This is a genomic window from Pseudomonas sp. HR96, assembly GCF_034059295.1.
GTDB lineage: Bacteria > Pseudomonadota > Gammaproteobacteria > Pseudomonadales > Pseudomonadaceae > Aquipseudomonas.
In genome coordinates this window covers 3358354-3376224 of the sequence record NZ_CP139141.1, presented here as the reverse complement: position 1 = coordinate 3376224, position 17871 = coordinate 3358354, and the positions used below count along the sequence as shown (strand labels likewise).

Here is a 17871-nt window from a genome sequence, read left to right as displayed (position 1 = left end):
TCCGTATCGCACAAGGTCGTAACCCCATGGCTGCTTTGATCGAAGACTACGCATTGCTCGGCAACTGCAAGACTGCCGCGCTGGTCGCCCGGGATGGTTCGCTGGATTGGTTGTGCTTCCCCCGCTTCGATTCCCCGGCCTGTTTTGCGGCCTTGCTCGGCGAGCACGAAAACGGCCGCTGGCTGATCGCCCCGCGTGAGCCGGTGATCCAGCGCAGCCGGCAGTACCGTGCCGGGACGCTGATTCTGGAAACCACCTTTCACACGGCCAGTGGCAGCGCCCGGCTGATCGACTGCATGCCCATGGGCGAGCAAAGCGCCGTGTTGCGCATTGTCGAGGGGCTGGAGGGCGAGGTGCCGTTCGAGATGGACCTGGCCATTCGTTTCGACTACGGCAACAGTGTGCCCTGGGTGGAAAAGGCCGTACCGCGCACCCTCACGGCCGTAGCCGGGCCGGAAATGCTGGTGCTGCGCAGCCCGTCCTCGCTGCACGCCAAGGACCAGAGCACCGGTAGCCACTTTGTCGTGCGAGCCCACGAACGTCACGTCTTCACTCTGGCGCATCAACCATCGCATCTGCCCCTGCGCGACGGCTTCGACGGCGAGCAGGCGCTGGCGGAAACCGAGCGCTTCTGGCGCGAATTTTCCGACCGCTGCCCCGATGTCGGCCCCTGGACCGAGCTGGTCAAGCGCTCACTCATCACCCTCAAGGCCATGACCTATCGGCCCACCGGTGGCATCGTCGCGGCGGTGACCACCTCGCTGCCCGAACGCATCGGCGGCGAGCGCAACTGGGATTACCGCTACTGCTGGCTGCGCGACGCCACCATGACCCTGCTGGCGTTCATGAACCTGGGCTATTACGAAGAGGCCAGCGCCTGGCGCGACTGGCTGCTGCGTTCGGTGGCGGGCAACCCCGAGCAGATCCAGATCATGTACGGCCTGGCTGGCGAACGACGGTTGCCGGAATACGAATTGCCCTGGCTGGCCGGCTACGAGCAGTCCCGGCCGGTACGCATCGGCAACCTGGCGGCGGGGCAGTTGCAGATCGACGTCTACGGCGAAGTGGTGGACGCCATGACCCAGGCGCGCAAGGGCGGCATGCCCCATCACGCACGCGGCTCGGCGATTTCCCAGGTGCTGCAGCCGTATCTGGAAAAGATCTGGCACCAGCCCGACGCCGGTCTCTGGGAGATTCGCGGTGAGCCGCAGCACTTCACCCATTCCAAGGTCATGGCCTGGGTCGCGTTCGATCGCTGGGCACAATCGGCCGATGACACACCGGCCGGGAGGCTGCGCGCCGAACATTGCCGTGCGGTCGCCGACCAGATTCATCGCCAGGTCTGCGAACACGCGCTCGACCCGGCGCTGGGTTGTTTCGTCCAGGCCTACGGCTCCAGCCATATGGACGCCAGCCTGCTGCAGATCGTCTTGACCGGCTTCCTGCCGCCCGACGATCCCCGGGTGCTGGCGACGGTGGCGCAGATCGAGCAGCGCCTGCTGCGCGACGGTCTGCTGCTGCGCTACGACACCCAGGCCACCGACGATGGCCTGAGCCCTGGGGAAGGTACCTTTCTGGTGTGTTCGTTCTGGCTGGCCGATGCCTACGTGCTGCTGGGCCGCACGGCGGACGCCAGCGCGCTGTTCGAGCGCCTGAGCGGGCTGTGCAACGACGTTGGCCTGCTCGCCGAGCAGTACGACCCGCACGCCGGGCGCATGCTTGGCAACTTTCCGCAGGCGTTCAGCCACTTGGGCATCATCAATACCGCGTTGAACCTGCACCGCGCCTGGTGCCCGGTGCAAGCCCGGGCCACGGCCGGGTAATCCAGCCGGGGCTACAAGTCTACCGCCGCCGTCAACGCCTCGGTGAGCCTGGCAAGCATCTGGTCGCAGGCCTCCAGCTGCGCCACGCTGACGAATTCATCCGGCTTGTGCCCCTGGTCCATGCTGCCCGGGCCGCAGACCACGGTGGCAATCCCGATGGCGTCGAACAACCCACCCTCGGTACCAAAGGCCACGGTGCCGAATTCGCTCGATCCGCAGCAGCGGGCAATCAGCTGCGCTGCCTTGCTGTGTTGGTCGGTGAGCAAACCCGGGTAAGTCGACAACTCGGTGAACGCGATCTGGCTGCCTGCATGCACGGCGCGCATGCGCGGCAGCAACTGCTGTTCGGCGTAATCCTGCAACTGGCTGGCGACCTTGCGTGGGTCATGGGCCGGCAGCGTGCGCACCTCGAAATCGAAACGGCAGTCGGCGGGCACAATGTTCAGCGCCTTGCCACCGGCGATCACGCCGGTCTGCACCGTCGACCAGGGCGGATCGAAGCGGGCATCCTGGTGGTCACGCAAGCGGCTGCCGATACGCCCCAACTCGCCGATCAGTTCGGCGGCATATTCAATGGCGTTGACCCCCAGCGGTGCATAGGCCGAGTGGCAGGCGGCGCCATGCACGTCGCAGCGCATCGCCAGCTTGCCCTTGTGGCCGAGCACCGGCTTGAGCTCGGTGGGCTCGCCTATGATGCACAGCAGCGGCTTGTGCGGACGCTGCGCCAGTTCCGCCAGCAGCGAGCGCACCCCCAGACAGCCGACTTCCTCGTCGTAGGACAGGGCAATATGCACCGGCATCTGCAGGTCGCTGGCCAGCAGGCGCGGCACGGCCGCCAGCACGCAGGCGATGTAGCCTTTCATGTCGGCGCTGCCACGGCCATACAGCTTGCCGTCATGCTCGGTCAGGGCGAACGGCGGCACCGTCCAGGCCTGGCCGTCCACCGGTACTACATCAGTGTGACCGGAGAGCACGACCCCGGGCCGGTCCGTCGGGCCGATGCTGGCGAACAGGTTGGCCTTGCTGCGTTCTGCATTGAAAATCAGCTCACAGCTCACGCCCAGGCCGCGCAGGTAGTTCTGGGCGAACTCGATCAGTTGCAGGTTGGACTCGCGGCTGGTGGTGTCGAAGCCGATCAGATGGGCCAGCAAGGTGCGGCTATCGTTCATTCATTGGTCCCCGGGTACGCCGTAGCTGGGCGCCTGGGTCGGGTCCAGGGCGCGGGTAAGGTAATCCTGCAGTTGTGGACGATAGGCCTGCCAGAGCTCGGCGAGTTGTTTGATCGGATCTTGTTCGGCCCAGTCGACCCGCAGATCGACGATCGGCCAGCTGACGTCGCCGACCACCAGCAGCGCCGCCGAATGTACCGGTCCGGCTTCGCCGCCGGCGGTGACGGCCGCCTGCATGGCCGCCAGCAGACGGTCACCCAGCTGACCCTGGCTGTGTTCGAAACCTTCCACCAGAGCGTCGATCACGCCTTGCGCCGCGAGCATGTTGCCGGCCCCCACGCATTGCTCGCCCGAGCGGGCGTGATGGATGCCCAGGGTCTGGCTGCCGCTGAAGTGCGCCGTGCGGCCTAGATGATCGATAGCGGTCAGCTGGCGGAACTGGCTGAAATCATGGCCGGCCAGAGCCTTCTCCAGTGCCGCACTGGGCGCCACGCCGGCCTCCAGTTGCTCGAGAACTGCCGGGCCAAGGGCGGGCAGGGTGATGTTCTGGGTCGCCACGGCGCCAACCCCGGGCTGCAACCAGGGGCAGCGCGCGCCGACGGCGATGCTCGAGGAGCTGATGGCGATGCCCAGCTGGCCAGTGGTGGCGCAGCGGCCGACAATGGAAAACGTCATGGGGGCGTCCTTTGCGCTGTGAGTGAGCGCCATTGTGCTGGGGGGTGAGCGAGCGGCGAAACCATGATTTGCCTAAGCAGCGATGACAATTTGGCTAATCAGTGGCCGAGGGCTGAGCAGTGGCCGAGGATCGTGCGGCGGCTTGAGCGGGGGAGGGTAGTGGCGGTGAAGAACGAAGGGGGCGCTTGGCCCCCTCCTGCGCGATCAGCTTGCCGCGCCCTGCATCGAGTCCGGGGTGATGTTCTTCTTGCGAGTCAGGCGCTTGCCCAGTTGCATGCCGGTGAGTTCGACGTACTTGTAGGTCAAGGCCGACACCGCGAGCACCGTTGCCAGTTGCAGCAGCACGATGCCGTTATCCAGCAGCATGCTGTGGGTCGAGATGTACTTCATCATATCGGGCATGTCATGGCCCTGCAGCGTCTCGGTGAAGTCGGTGTGCAGCAGCTTGCCCAGCACGATGATGCCGCTCTTGTAGACGAACAGAATGGCTGCATGGGTAAGGTAGATGGAGAACGACAGGCTGCCGAGCCAGAGAAATACCCGATGGCTGAGCAGACGCGAGATCACCCCACGCTCGAAGGAAAACACCAGGATCAATACGCAGAACAGCAGCGTTGCGTAGACACCTTTGTGGTCGATGGAAGACACGATCAAGCGGTAGCTGCCCAACACCAGGGCGATTTCCAGCAGGTTGAAATCCACGCCGTGCAGGTCAAGGTCCTTGATCCGGTTGTAGACCAGGTACAGGCAGGCACCGGCGAAGAAGCTTGAAGTGCCGCGGAAGATTTCCAGTTTCAGCCAACTTTCACCGTTCCACAAAGTGATGAAGGAAACCAGTGAAATCACCGCGAAAATCTTGATCTTGTTATTGCGGGCGAGCAGGGCAAGGGCGCCGAAGATCAAGTAAAGGTAGTACTCGATGCTGATGCTCCACGACGGGTAGTTGAATGAGCCGGTGATGGTGTTGTTCAGCCAGGACTGCAGCAGCAGCGCATTGGGCAGCAGTTCATGAGGTGCCGTGGCGCCGCTGAAGGCCGGTTCGTTGAAGCTGAAGCCTTTGTTTTCCGCGAGTTTGCGTCCACATTCCAACACGAGATAGACCGCGAGCATGGTCAAGTGCAGAGGGAAGATGCGCGCGGTGCGGCTGATGAAGAAGTTCTTCAAGTCGCTGCCGGTGTTCAGTCGTTGCCCATAGGTATGGAACAGGACGAAACCGCTGAGGATGAAAAAGAACTCGACGAGCACAAAGGAGTTCTTGAAAAACTCCAGCTCGGCAATGCTTTGCACAACATAGGTATGAAACAGAACAACGGCCAGGGCGCAAAGGCCGCGGAAACTATCGAGCACGACAAATCTTTTCATAGGGCAATCCTGGCATTCATAGTCACGGCCCACGCGTATGTCGAGACAGGAGGCCTACCTGTCCGCGCGCCTGACGGTCATTCCATTCACGGTGACTCTGGGCGGCATAGTGGCCCCTTGCCAAATTACTGGCAAACAACCCCCGACAAACGGCTCGGACAGCCCCTTTTTCAGAACGTGCGCCCTTATCAGCATGAAATTTAAGTCGTGTCATGCTGAGTTTTTGAGTGAATTTATAAGAAAAACAACGAGATAGGTGCGACATTTGAAAATGCCATCATGGTTGCGTCAAAAAATCCGACATGAGGCCCTCTCAAACTGTTGACTTCCTCCCGGCGACGGCCATTAAATCGCCGCCAGGAGCGTGAAAATAATTTACCGGCCCTTGGCACGTTCGGCAGTTTGCGACGTCACAGGTTTGTACGGTCCCCGAGTAGTTACCGAAGCCACCATCCTCCTGACTCGTTTTCCAAACGGATTTTCGTTTTTGTGGAGGCGGGTGCGCGTGTCTGACGATCGAGGTGATCGCGTTTTTTCAATGAGGCGTTGTCTGCTTGAGTCAGGCACTCAACCAGCCGTCCGTATGCGGTTCATACGGACAAGGCATTGACGCTCAACTGTTCTACTTTTTTGCATGAGGCAATTGTCATGAACGAAAACTCTCCCTTCAACCGTACCGTTGTCTTCGTCGATGGTTATTCAGCTCGTGAAGTCCTGCTCGACGAGCACGGGCTGGCTGTCCCAAGCGTCGTCGAAAGCGTCCAGGTGCCAGTGGAATTGCTGGCCGCCGCCGCGCTTAAAGTTGGCGACAATGATTTGACGGCTTTTTCGGCGACGGCCAGCTAGGCTTCGTAAGTCCTTGAAATTTTTTTATCAAAAATTTTGAACTCGCGCGCAGGTCGTCCGTCAGAGCACTTAGCCACTATGGCGGCTCTCGGATTTCTGGAGCGCGGCGCTGACGCGTGACGATGTATCGGCCGGCATCAACTCCTGATTCGGCAGTAGGGTCCATAAAGCACTGAATATTGATGGGTACGCCACGCGAGAGTAACTGCGTAGTGCTCAGCATGAAAATCAAGGGCCGCCAACTTTGTTGGGCAAGAGCCTGTTACTCCCAAACTTTGAAGGTTTTGAAGGCCCATGGACAGATCATCGATTACGCGCGTTGGTATTAGTGGTACAGGCATGATTTCGTTGGCTTTGGTGCGCATGGTTGCCAAGCACTATAACGATATCCAGATCACCAGAATTCTGACTCGTCGGCCACTTGATACGCTTCAGGATTTTCCCCTGAGTTCCGTATTGACCAACTCATTGAATGATCTGGTGGATAACTCCGACCTGATCATCGAATGCAGCGGCGACGTCTGCCATGGCACCGAGGTGATCGAGCGCGCCTTTGCCGCCGGCCTCAAGGTCATTACCATCAACGCCGAATTGCAGGTCACCACCGGTTCCTACCTGGCCGGCCAGGGGTTTCTCACCGAAGGCGAAGGCGATCAGCCAGGTTCCCTGGCGGCTCTGCATGAAGAAGCCTTGGCCATGGGGTTCACCCCGCTGGTCTATGGCAACATGAAGGGCTACCTGAACCATAACCCCAACGCCGCCGATATGGCCTACTGGGCAGAACGCCAGGGCACCAGCATCGACCAGACCATTTCCTTCACCGATGGCACCAAGGTGCAGATCGAACAGGTATTGGTGGGCAACGGGCTGGGCGCCACCATTACCCAGCAGGGCCTGCAAGGGCTCGACTCCACCGAGCTGATGGCCACCGGCAACGTGCTGGGCAAGATCGCCGATGACCACGGCCACCCGATCGTCGACTACATCATGCCAAAAGGCTACTCGGCGGGTGGCGTGTTCGTGGTGGGTCGTCACGACGAGGAACAGACCAAGGCCATCGAGTACTTCAAGCTCGGTGGCGGCCCTTACTACACCTTGCTGCGTCCATTCCACCTGTGTTCGCTGGAAGTCGGCAAGACCCTGCGCCGGGTCATCAACGGCGGTGGCGTGCTGCTGAACAACTCCACCACGCCGACCTTGGGCGTGGCTGCCATCGCCAAGCATGCGCTCAAGCTGGGCGACAAGATCGTGCGCGGCATCGGCGGCTACCAGCTGCGTGGTGAAGCGGTGCTGCTGGAGCGCAACCCGGACCACGTGCCGATCGGCATGCTCAACAATGCAGTACTGCGCCGCGCCGTCGAGCCCGGTCAGATCCTGACCTTCGACGATGTCGAGATCCCCCACAGCCGCGCCTTGGAAATCGTCCTGGCGCAGCGCCAGGCGCAGCGGGAGTTCCCCAGCATCATCGTGCCGCAGGCCGCAGAAATCCGCGTGTAAGTGCAGCTGCCTGGAAATGAAGCCCCGCCTGTCGGGGCTTTTTTTCGGATTTTTTCGCTGAGGGGGGGTGTCATTGTAATATCAGCTTAACATCACGGCGCTAGGCTGCCTTTTTCCAAGCCTGCGCGATGGTGTTGTCATGCATTCCACACTAGCGGCCTTCAACCGCCCCGAGGTGCCTCGGCATCGGCGGTGCGCGGGTGATCTGTGCGTCGAGGTACCAACCCTCGAGTCGACGGGAACCAACACGACGGTGATGGAGATCTTCTCAGCGCACAAGGATATGGTCTGCTTGGCAGTGGTCGAGAAAGGCCGGCCAATCGGCCTGATCAACCGCAATATCTTCATGTCGCAGATGAGCCGGCCGTTCCACCGCGAACTCTACGATCGCAAGAGCTGCATTGCCTTCATGGACAAGGAGCCGCTGATCGTCGATGCCGCGATGTCGATCGAGGCGCTGACGTTCAAGACAGTGGAGTCCGGCGAGAAGGCCCTGGCCGACGGCTTCATCGTCACCCGTGACGGTCTGTTCGCCGGTCTGGGCAACGGCCTGCAGCTGATGGCGGTGGTGGCCGAGCTGCAAGCCGAAAAGAACCGCCAGACCATGCAAAGCATCGAATACGCCAGCGTCATCCAGCGCGCCATGCTGCGCGCCTCGCGCGAGGCCCTGGCGGCCACGTTGCGCGACGCCGTGCTGGTGTGGGAGCCGCGCGATGTGGTGGGCGGCGACTTCTATCACTTCGCCCGCCATGCCGATGGCTGGTTCGGCGCGGTCGCCGACTGCACTGGCCACGGCGTACCGGGAGCCTTCATGACCATGATCGCCTCTTCGTCGTTGACCCAGGCACTGGACCAGCACGGCCCGCGCCATCCTGCCGCCTTGCTGTCGGCGGTCAATCGCAGCGTCAAGGGCCTGCTCGGGCAGACCCAGGGCGCAGACGACAGCCCGGAATCGGACGACGGCCTCGATGCCGGTTTTTTCTGGTTCGACAGCGCGCGCCGCGAGCTCAGCTTCGCTGGCGCCCGGGTTTCCCTGCACGTGTTGCCGCCAGGTGCCGAGCAGTTCGAGACCGTGGCCGGCCAGCGCATGGGCGTCGGCTACGTGGACAGCGACGCCGACTACCAATGGCAGCACTGCACAGTCGCCATCACCCCCGGCACCCTGCTGTTCATCACCACCGACGGCATGACCGACCAGATCGGCGGCCCCCGGCACATCGCCTTCGGCAAGCGCCGGGCTTGTGACCTGATCATTGCGCACCGCGACCAACCTACCGCGCAGATCGGTCTGGCTCTGCAGCGAGCGCTGGCCCAGTGGCAGGGCGAGCAGAACCGTCGCGACGACCTGACCTTTTTCTGCGCCCGAATTCCCCAGACCTTCGCCCAGGAAGACCATTGATGAACTCACCGTTGGCCGATCAGGATTGCTCGTTCCTGGACCTTGCCCAGCAACGCAACGTGATCTTCTACCACAAGGGCTATTTCTCCCACAGCATCGTTGCGGCCATGTCCGAGGTGGTCAAGCTGCAGCTGGAGGTATCCGGTGTCAGCGGGCCGACCCGGCGCAAGCTGTTTTCCTCGTTCGTCGAGCTGTCGCAGAACATCATTCACTACTCCTCGGACGCCTTGAGCGAGGATTTCGTCGAGCAGCCTTCCCTGCGCCAGGGTGCGGTGTGCATCAGCGTGAAAGGCGACCGCCATTACATGCTGTGCGCCAACCCGATCGCCACCTTCGAGGTCGAGCGCCTGCGCAACAAGCTCGAGCCGCTGTGCCACATGTCGCTGGAGCAGATCAAACAGGCCTACAAGACCACCTTGCGCGCCGACACCCCTGACGACAGCAAGGGGGCCGGCCTGGGTTTCCTGACCATGGCCCGTGATGCCAGCGAGCCTTTGGAGTTCGCCTTCCAGGCCCGCTCCGACGACCCAGGCACCACGCTGTTCTGCCTCAAGGCAATTATCTGAAGTTGAAGGACGATCTTTACCATGGATAACCTGTTCATCGCTGCCACCGCCACCTCCCCGCAAGTCGACTTTCGCTTCGACGAGCACCAGCTCAGTCTCAAGGGCGAGTCGTACCCGGAGAACGCGGCGGCGTTCTATCTGCCGATCATCCAGCAGTTGCGCACTTACCTGGGCACCTGCAGCAGCCAGCGCATCACCACCGACATTGCCCTGTCGTACTTCAACAGCTCCAGCACCAAGATGCTCTTCAGCCTGTTCGATGCCCTGGACGAAGCGGCCCAGGCGGGCAACCAGGTGTTGATGAACTGGTATCACGATGCCGAAGACGAGACCATTTTCGAGTTCGGCGAAGAGCTGCAGGCGGATTTCCAGGCCATCCACTTCACCGATCATCCGGTAAACACCTGACCGTCGAACCGACAAGGACACACGCCATGTTGACTTCAGCCGCTGCGCGGGAGGTAGCCGTGAACGATGCGCCAGACCTTTTCGAGAGCGAGAACGAGGCGGTGCAGCGCGCCCGCGCGATCGCCGGTCTGGAGGATGCCGAGGCCTCGGTGTACCGCGCATCGTTGCTGGAACTGACCGGCCACTTCGAGCGCCTGATGCGCGAAACGCGGCGGCTGATCGGCCGCAGCGACCGCGCCGAGCGCGAGATGAACAGCCTCAACCTGCAGCTCAACACCCTGGCCCAGCAGCTGGAATACCGTGCGACCCATGATGCCCTGACCGGCATTCTCAACCGCGGCGCGATCATCGAAAAATCGGTGCAGGCGCTGGCCCGGTGTGGGGCGGTGATGATCGTCCTGGACATCGACCATTTCAAGCGGATCAACGACGAGTTCGGTCACCCGGCGGGCGATGCGGTCATCCGCGGCATCGTCGACTGCCTGCGACGCATCGTCGGCGATACCGGCCTGGTCGGCCGGGTCGGCGGCGAGGAGTTCACCGTACTGGTCCCCGGTGGCAGCCTGGCGCAGGGGCTGACGCTGGCCGAGGCGATGCGCCGGGCGATTGCCGAGCACCGCTTCGCGGCCCCGGTCGAGCGCCAGGTGACGGCCAGCTTCGGCATCAGCGCCTGTGCGGCCGGCACGCATTTCGACACCGCCTATGGCATGGCCGATGCCGCGCTGTACCAGGCCAAGCGAGCCGGCCGTAATGCCGTACAGGCGGCATTGGCGCCGCGCAGCGAGGCGATCGATCAGCCAAGCTAAACGTCGCTTGAGCAACTTTCGTTTGTCCTTGCAATGGCCGATGCCCAAAGATGGTGCGCAGTGTGGCGCCTGTTCGAGCGCCCAGCGACAGCGAAGGCGTGCGATGGCTATCAGTGTGTTCGACATGTTCAAGGTCGGTATCGGTCCCTCCAGTTCCCATACGGTTGGCCCGATGCGCGCCGGTGCGGCGTTCGTTGGCGAGCTGCAGCGTAGCCAGCTTCTGGCCAAGGTCCACCGAGTCGAGGTGCGCCTGTATGGCTCGCTGGCGGCGACCGGGGTCGGCCATGGCAGTGACCGCGCGGTGCTGATGGGGCTGATGGGCGAGTTGCCCGACAGCGTCGACCTGCAAGCCATGGGCGCGCGCCTGGGGCGGGTCACTGGCGAGCAGCGCCTGGTGCTGGCAGGCGTGCACGAGGTGCAGTTCGTCTGCACGCGCGACCTGCTTTTGCTGGAAGAGAGTCTGCCGTATCACCCCAATGGCATGTCGTTCAGCGCATTCGGTGCCACTGGCGAGTTGTTCGAAGAAACCTACTATTCAGTCGGGGGTGGGTTTATCGTCGGCTCCGAACAGGCCGCCAGCGGCGTCCTCGACGCGGACCGCACGGTCCTGCCTTATGATTTCTCCAGCGCCGCGCAGTTGCTCGCGTTGTGCCAGCAGCACGGTCTGAGCATTTCCCAGCTGATGTTGGCCAACGAGCGCGCCTGGCGTGACGAAGCGCAGATCCGCAGCGCTATCCTTGCGCTCTGGCGCACCATGCAGGCCTGCGTCAGCAAGGGCCTGGAAGAGCAGGGCGTGCTGCCCGGCGGGCTGAATGTGCGGCGCCGAGCCCATCGCCTGCATCAGAGCCTGCAGGCGGCGGGCAAACCCAATGTCATCGGTTCGACCCTGAGCGCCATGGAGTGGGTCAATCTGTTCGCGCTGGCGGTCAACGAGGAAAACGCCGCCGGCGGACGCATGGTGACGGCGCCCACCAACGGCGCGGCGGGCATCATCCCGGCAGTGCTGCACTATTACGTGCGGTTCAATCCCGATGCCTGCGACGACGACATCGTGCGCTTCTTCCTGGCCGCTGCTGCGGTGGGCATTCTGTGCAAGAAGAACGCTTCCATATCCGGGGCCGAGGTTGGTTGTCAGGGCGAGGTCGGTTCGGCCTGCGCCATGGCGGCGGCCGGCCTGGCCGAGATTCTCGGCGCCAGCCCGCGGCAGGTCGAGAACGCTGCCGAGATCGGCCTGGAGCACAATCTTGGCCTGACCTGCGACCCGGTCGGCGGGCTGGTCCAGGTGCCCTGCATCGAACGCAATGCCATCGCTGCGGTGAAAGCCATCAACGCCGCGCAGATGGCCCTGCGCGGCGACGGCGAGCATTTCATCTCACTGGACCACGCCATCCGCACCCTGCGCGACACCGGTGCGGACATGCACGACAAGTACAAGGAAACTTCGCGTGGGGGGTTGGCGGTGAGCTTCGTCGAGTGCTGAAGATCTGACGAAAACCTCTAGGACCGAGCTCGCTCGGGAAAAGCCAGCCGCGATTCGACGTTAGGGTTCGCTGATGTCTTCCCGAGCAGGCTCGGTCCCGCAGCGATGTGCATAAGCTTAGATTTATACGTTTCTTTCATAATGCCTATTAGCTTTTATAATGGAATCTACCTGGAACCCGACCGTTCGCGATAGAGCCCATGACCTTCAAGAAACTCTTCCTGGCCGCCAGCCTGATGCTCGGCGCGGTGGCCGCCCATGCCGAGCAGACCCTCGATATCGGTTATCAGCGCTCCTCTACCTTGTGGATTCTGCTGAAAAACAACGGTCAGTTGCAGGAGCGCCTCAAGCCCTTGGGCTTTACCGTCAACTGGCACGAGTTCAGCAGCGGGCTGCTCAGTGCCATGAACGCTGGCAGCGTCGACCTGCACGCCGATGTGGCGGACGCGTTCGCCTTGTTCACCCAGGCGGCCAATGCGCCCCTGACCTATTACGCCCGCGAAGCGCCTTCGCCGGGCGCCCAGGCAATCATCGTCGCGGAAAATTCGCCGATCCACAGCCTCGCTGATCTGAAGGGCAAGACCGTCGCCGTGTCCAAAGGCTCGGGCAGTCACTTCCTGCTGGTGTCGGCGCTGAAGAAAGCCGGCCTGACCCTCGACGACATCACCCCGCGCTACCTGGAAGCGCCGGATGCAGTCGCTGCGTTTTCCAGTGGCAACGTCGACGCCTGGTCGATCTGGGACCCGTTCCTCGCCACCCAGCAGCGTGAGCACCACGTGCGCGTGCTCAGCGATGGCAGCGATGGCGTGGCCAATTACAACCGCTTCTACTTGGCGACCACGACCTTCGCCACGGCCCACCCGGAGGTGTTGCAAGTGGTGTTCGACACCCTTCGCCAGACCGGCCAGTGGGTCAAGAGCCATCCGCAGGAAGCCGCCAGGGAGCTTGGCCCGCTGTGGGGCAACATCGCGCCGCAAACCGTCGAGCTGGCCAACTCGCGGCGCAGCTACGACATCGTTCCGGTCAAGGTTGACGAACTGGCCGAGCAGCAGCGCATCGCCGATACCTACTACCAGGCCAGGCTGATTCCCAAACCGCTGAAGATCGACGCCATTTCCGTCTGGACTCCCAACAGCCACTAGCCCCGAGACCTGAACATGAGCCGTCAAATTCACCTGTCTGCCTTTCTGCTCACGGGCCCGGTGATTCATAGCCACGCCGTGTGGCGCCATCCCGAGACGCTGGGCAACTACCTTGACCCGGAGTATTACGCACGTACCGCGCGGGTGGTGGAGGAGGGCCTGTTCGACTTTCTCTTTTTCGCCGACCGTCTGGCGGTCGGCGACCAGATGGGCGGTTCGCGCGAACTCGCCCTGCGCTATGGCGCCCAGGACGCCACGCGGCTGGACCCTTTGCCGATTCTCTCCTACCTGGTGGGGCAGACGCGCAAGCTCGGCCTCGGCGCGACTCGCTCGACCACCTACTACGAGCCGGCCCACATCGCCCGCGAGTTCGCCACCCTCGATCACCTGTCCAGGGGCCGGGCGGCGTGGAATATCGTCACCTCGATGAACGACAGCGAAGGACGCCTGTTCGGCAAGGACAAGCACCTGGAACACGACCTGCGCTACGACCGCGCCGACGAGTTTGTCGAAGTCGCGCTCAAGCTCTGGCGCAGCTGGGAGCGTGACGCGCTGAAGCTCGACCGCGAAAGTGGGGTGCTGGCCGACCCGGCGAAGATTCATTCGCTAAGCCACCATGGCGAGTGGTTCAAGGTCGAGGGTCCGCTGAATATCCCCCGCACGCCCCAGGGCCGCCCGGTGTTGATCCAGGCAGGCTCGTCCGGCCGCGGTCGACGTTTCGGCGCGCGCTGGGCCGAGGCAATCTTCACCATTCATCCGCACCTCAAGGCCATGCACGCGTTCCGTGAGGACGTGCGCAATCAGGTGGTGCAGCAGGGCCGTACGGCTGACAGCTGCAAGGTGCTGACGGCGGTGATGCCGTTCGTTGGCGGCAGCGAAGCCGAGGCGCGCGCCAAGCGCGACCAGCACAATGCGCTGGCGCGCCCCGAGCTGGGCCTGGTCACCCTGGCGTCACAGTTGAACGTCGACCTGTCGCCTTTTCCGTTGTCGGCGACCCTTGCCGACATTGCCCGCTCACCGTCGATCCCTCCGGCAGCGGCGGAAAAATTATTGATGCAAGGGGCAGAGACAACGCTCGAAGAGCTCGGTCGCATTTTTGCCAGCAGCGTGCGGGTGCCGCAACTGGTGGGTACCGGGGCGCAGATCGCCGATCAACTGGCACAGATGTTCGAAGGGGGTGGCTGCGACGGCTTCGTCATTTCGCCAGCCTGGCTGCCAGGCTCGTTCAGCGAATTCGTTGAAAGCGTGATTCCCCATCTGCAGCGCAAGGGGTTGTTTCGCACCGCCTATGAGGGCTCGACCTTGCGCGAACACCTGGGCCTGGCCGAGCTGAAGGACTGAGCCTACTGGACCGAGCCGTCTTCCTGCACCCCGTCGATGCTCAACAGTTGCGCAAGAATCTGCTCGGCCTGCGCCCCCGAGGTGCGTTTGAGTTCGATGGTGACGCTGTCGGTGTCGTCGCTGGGGCCCTTCTCGACAATGAACTGCTTGACCTTGCTCGAGCGGTTGCCCAGCACTTCGTTGACCGTGCTCAGGGTCAAGGCGCGTGACGGTGCGACCAGCTTGAGCACATGCACCTGCACATGGTTACGCACCAGCTTCTCCATGGGCTTGATCGCCACCAGAATCAGCAGGATGATAAAGGTCGCGGCGCTGCTGACCACATAGAGGCCGCCGCCCACGGCCAGGCCGATGGCGGCCACCGTCCACAGGCTGGCGGCGGTGGTCAGGCCCTTGATCACCTCGCCGCGCAGCAGGATCGAGCCTGCACCGAGAAACCCTATCCCCGAGACCACCTGGGCGGCTACCCGTGAGGGGTCCAGCTCGGTGTGCGCCATTGCCAGGGCATCCTGGAAACCAAACGATGAAACGATCATCAAAAGGCAGGAGCCCACGCACACCAGCATGTGCGTGCGCAGCCCGGCAGCCCACAGCAACCGTTCACGCTCCAGCCCTATAAGACTGCCCAGTGCGGCCGATAACAGAAGGCGGATGCACATTTCCCAGTCGGTAAGCATGGCGTTGGCCTCGTGGTCCATGGGATTTATGTTGACCGCTCGGCAATAAGCTTCGTTCAGCCGTGACTTGCGGCACGCTCTGTGCTTCTGAGTGTTTGTGACAGTTTGATGACGATTTTTTGTAAATTAGATATAGACCCGGCCGCAGTCGTTCGAGGTACACCATGAGCGCATCCGTACTCAGCAAGGCAAAGGCTCCAAAGCGCCGGGCGACGGTCATTTTTCGCCGGGACGACCAGATTCTTTTCGTGCGCAAGCACAAGGCCAAATGGAATTTGCCAGGCGGGCGCGTCGAGTCCGACGAGACGCCCTTGCAGGCGGCCATGCGCGAGATGGCCGAAGAAACCGGCGTGGCGCTGGACAACCTGGTGTATGTGTCGGAATACGCCGAGGCGCGGGTGATTCATTACCTGTTCGAGAGCCAGCTGCCGGCGCAGCAGGAACCACGGCCGTGCAACGAGATTGCCGATTGCCGCTGGTTCACCGCCGAAGACCTGGGCAAGCGCAAGATTCTTGGATCGATCAGGACCCTGCTCAAGCGCTGCGAGGCGGATGTCAATCGCGCGGCTTTCTGACCTTTGCAAAGCTCGGGGCTAAGCCCCGAGGAGGTTCTTGCCGCTCGATCAGAAATTGGCCGGCGTATTGGCGCTGATGATTTCCGCCTCGTCGGCGCCAATGTTGCGAAAGCTGTGGGGCAGGGTGGTCGGGAAGTAGTAGCCATCCCCCGGGTTGAGCACGCTGACGTTGCCGTCCACGGTCATCTCGATCACCCCGCGGGTCACCAGCCCGCATTCCTCGCCTTCGGCGTGCACGATCGGCTCGCCGGAGCCTGCACCCGGCGCATACACCTCGCGCAGAAAGCGCATCTGCCGCCCGGGCACCGGGGCACCGACCAGCAGCAGGCGCAGCCCGTTGCGGCCAAGGTCCGGTTGTTCGCCAGCGCGGAACACATAGCGTTCCTGCTGCGGCGGCTCGTCGAAGGTGAAGAAGTCGGCCAGCGACATGGGGATGCCTTCGAGCAGTTTCTTCAGCGAGCTGACCGAGGGGCTGACGCGATTCTGTTCGATCAACGAGATGGTTGCATTGGTGACGCCACTGCGGCGGGCCAGCTCGCGCTGGGAAAGCTGATGCCGTTCGCGAACCAGTTTGAGCCGTGATCCCGTATCCATAACCGCCTTATGTTCTGCCGTTGAGGCGGCTGGCCTTCGATGGGCAGCCGCGCGCCGGCGGCTATTAAATCACATCGTCCGGGCAGCGCTAATGGCGTTTTAGCCGGGATCTTTTGTTCGTTAAATATAATTTTCATCCGTGCAGTTTCCGCAGACCTGCTACGCCGATGCGCCTGATAAATCCTTTCCGCATCAACGCCTGCATGGCCCTGTGCAGGATGCCAATCGCCTTCGTGGGGAATTCTTTACAAAATGTTGTCAAATAAAATCAACGAGGATAAGCTGCCGAAAACAATAAGCGCGCTCAAGGCGTCGCTCCAGAGAAGGGGTGGGACTTCAAATGGCAAATGCCTCCAGTCAGCACAGGAAGGCCCTCGAAGGCGGTCTGCCGACCAGCAAGGTGCTGGTCAAGATCGATCGAGTGACCAAGAAATTCGATGAAATCACCGCTGTGGATGACGTCTCCCTGGAGATTCGCCAAGGCGAGATCTTCGCCCTGCTGGGCGGCTCCGGGTCCGGCAAGTCCACGCTGCTGCGCATGCTCGCCGGCTTCGACCGGCCGACCGAGGGGCGCATCTACCTCGATGGCGTGGACATCACCGAAATGCCGCCCTATGAGCGGCCCATCAACATGATGTTCCAGTCCTACGCGCTGTTTCCGCACATGACCGTGGCGCAGAACATTGCCTTTGGCCTCAAGCAGGACCGCCTGCCGGCTAGCGAGATCGAGGCACGGGTCGAGGAAATGCTCAAGCTGGTGCACATGACCCAGTATGCCCGGCGCAAACCCCATCAACTTTCCGGTGGCCAGCGTCAGCGCGTGGCATTGGCCCGCTCGCTGGCCAAGCGCCCCAAGCTGCTGCTGCTCGACGAGCCCATGGGCGCGCTGGACAAGAAGCTGCGCCAGCAGATGCAGCTGGAACTGGTGGAGATTATCGAGCGGGTCGGCGTGACCTGCGTGATGGTGACCCACGACCAGGAGGAGGCCATGACCATGGCCCAGCGCATCGCCATCATGCACCTGGGCTGGATCGCCCAGACCGGCAGCCCCATCGACATCTATGAAACGCCCAGCAACCGCCTGGTCTGCGAGTTCATTGGCAACGTCAACCTGTTCGACGGCGAAGTGATCGAAGACATGGAAGGCCACGCAATCATCGCCAGCAACGAGCTGGAGCGCGACATCTACGTCGGGCATGGGGTGTCCACCGCCGCCCAGGACAAGGCCGTGACCTACGCCATCCGCCCGGAAAAACTGCTGGTGACCACTGAGCGGCCAACCGAGACCTACAACTGGTCGCGCGGCAGCGTGCATGACATCGCCTACCTGGGCGGCCATTCTGTGTTCTACGTCAAGTTGCCGAGCGGCAAGATTGTCCAGTCGTTCACCGCCAACGCCGAACGGCGCGGCGCGCGGCCGACCTGGGATGACGAAGTGTTCGTCTGCTGGGAAAACGACAGCGGGGTGGTGTTGCGAGCATGAACCACTCAATCAGCCCGTCCACCCTCCA

At 62.4% G+C, this 17871-nt stretch carries 17 protein-coding genes; 12 read left to right on the top strand and 5 right to left on the bottom strand.

Features of this window, described 5'->3' with window-relative positions:
* Positions 1-26 precede the first annotated feature (26 nt).
* A complete protein-coding gene (locus tag SFA35_RS15125) occupies positions 27-1823 on the top strand; it encodes a glycoside hydrolase family 15 protein (RefSeq protein WP_320571352.1) in 1797 nt (598 codons plus the stop codon).
* A gap of 11 nt (positions 1824-1834) precedes the next feature.
* On the opposite strand, the gene argE is transcribed toward SFA35_RS15125, so the two are convergent.
* From argE to SFA35_RS15110, 3 genes are all read right to left on the bottom strand, one after another.
* Entirely contained in the window at positions 1835-2992 is a 1158-nt protein-coding gene (gene argE, locus SFA35_RS15120; RefSeq protein ID WP_320571351.1) for an acetylornithine deacetylase, read from the bottom strand.
* Entirely contained in the window at positions 2993-3667 is a 675-nt protein-coding gene (locus SFA35_RS15115; RefSeq protein ID WP_320571350.1) for a DUF1028 domain-containing protein, read from the bottom strand.
* A 204-nt stretch (positions 3668-3871) separates the two neighbouring features.
* Positions 3872-5029 (bottom strand): acyltransferase, encoded by a 1158-nt coding sequence (locus tag SFA35_RS15110; RefSeq protein WP_320571349.1) that lies wholly within the window; start codon positions 5027-5029, stop codon positions 3872-3874.
* A 648-nt stretch (positions 5030-5677) separates the two neighbouring features.
* On the opposite strand from SFA35_RS15110, the gene SFA35_RS15105 reads away from it, so the two are divergent.
* The 9 genes from SFA35_RS15105 (at position 5678) to SFA35_RS15065 (ending at position 14514) form a co-directional block, all read left to right on the top strand.
* Positions 5678-5875 (top strand): hypothetical protein, encoded by a 198-nt coding sequence (locus SFA35_RS15105; protein ID WP_320571348.1) that lies wholly within the window; start codon positions 5678-5680, stop codon positions 5873-5875.
* Positions 5876-6214: 339 nt separating this feature from the next.
* The gene (locus SFA35_RS15100; protein WP_320571347.1) at positions 6215-7372 is read left to right on the top strand and encodes an NAD(P)-dependent oxidoreductase; all 1158 of its coding nucleotides are present in this window, start codon (positions 6215-6217) and stop codon (positions 7370-7372) included.
* A 139-nt stretch (positions 7373-7511) separates the two neighbouring features.
* On the top strand, positions 7512-8771 hold the full coding sequence (locus tag SFA35_RS15095; protein ID WP_320571346.1) for a SpoIIE family protein phosphatase: 1260 nt from the start codon (positions 7512-7514) through the stop codon (positions 8769-8771).
* The gene (locus tag SFA35_RS15090; RefSeq protein ID WP_414058403.1) at positions 8768-9337 is read left to right on the top strand and encodes a SiaB family protein kinase; all 570 of its coding nucleotides are present in this window, start codon (positions 8768-8770) and stop codon (positions 9335-9337) included. Before SFA35_RS15095 ends, SFA35_RS15090 begins: the two co-directional genes overlap by 4 nt.
* 21 nt (positions 9338-9358) lie before the next feature.
* A complete protein-coding gene (locus SFA35_RS15085; RefSeq protein ID WP_320571344.1) occupies positions 9359-9745 on the top strand; it encodes a DUF1987 domain-containing protein in 387 nt (128 codons plus the stop codon).
* A 26-nt stretch (positions 9746-9771) separates the two neighbouring features.
* Positions 9772-10551 carry a GGDEF domain-containing protein gene (locus tag SFA35_RS15080; protein ID WP_320571343.1) on the top strand — a complete coding sequence of 260 codons (780 nt, stop codon included), beginning with the start codon at positions 9772-9774 and terminating at the stop codon, positions 10549-10551.
* 103 nt (positions 10552-10654) lie between these two features.
* Entirely contained in the window at positions 10655-12031 is a 1377-nt protein-coding gene (locus SFA35_RS15075; RefSeq protein WP_320571342.1) for an L-serine ammonia-lyase, read from the top strand.
* 200 nt (positions 12032-12231) lie between these two features.
* Entirely contained in the window at positions 12232-13173 is a 942-nt protein-coding gene (locus SFA35_RS15070) for an aliphatic sulfonate ABC transporter substrate-binding protein (RefSeq protein WP_320571341.1), read from the top strand.
* Between the two features lie 15 nt (positions 13174-13188).
* A complete protein-coding gene (locus tag SFA35_RS15065; RefSeq protein WP_320571340.1) occupies positions 13189-14514 on the top strand; it encodes an LLM class flavin-dependent oxidoreductase in 1326 nt (441 codons plus the stop codon).
* Between the two features lie 2 nt (positions 14515-14516).
* Here SFA35_RS15065 and SFA35_RS15060 read toward each other — a convergent pair whose 3' ends face one another.
* Positions 14517-15212: an MgtC/SapB family protein gene (locus tag SFA35_RS15060; protein ID WP_320571339.1), complete on the bottom strand. Its 696-nt coding sequence runs from the start codon at positions 15210-15212 to the stop codon at positions 14517-14519.
* A gap of 143 nt (positions 15213-15355) precedes the next feature.
* Here SFA35_RS15060 and SFA35_RS15055 point away from each other — a divergent pair, with 143 nt between their 5' ends.
* Positions 15356-15766 carry an NUDIX hydrolase gene (locus SFA35_RS15055; RefSeq protein ID WP_320571338.1) on the top strand — a complete coding sequence of 137 codons (411 nt, stop codon included), beginning with the start codon at positions 15356-15358 and terminating at the stop codon, positions 15764-15766.
* A 48-nt stretch (positions 15767-15814) separates the two neighbouring features.
* On the opposite strand, the gene SFA35_RS15050 is transcribed toward SFA35_RS15055, so the two are convergent.
* Complete coding sequence (locus tag SFA35_RS15050; RefSeq protein WP_320571337.1) at positions 15815-16360, bottom strand: cupin domain-containing protein; 546 nt, start codon at positions 16358-16360, stop codon at positions 15815-15817.
* A 340-nt stretch (positions 16361-16700) separates the two neighbouring features.
* Between SFA35_RS15050 and potA the strand changes: the two genes are divergently transcribed.
* Positions 16701-17843, top strand: coding sequence for a polyamine ABC transporter ATP-binding protein (gene potA / locus SFA35_RS15045; RefSeq protein WP_320571336.1), 1143 nt, complete (start codon positions 16701-16703; stop codon positions 17841-17843).
* The last annotated feature ends 28 nt before the right edge of the window (positions 17844-17871 follow it).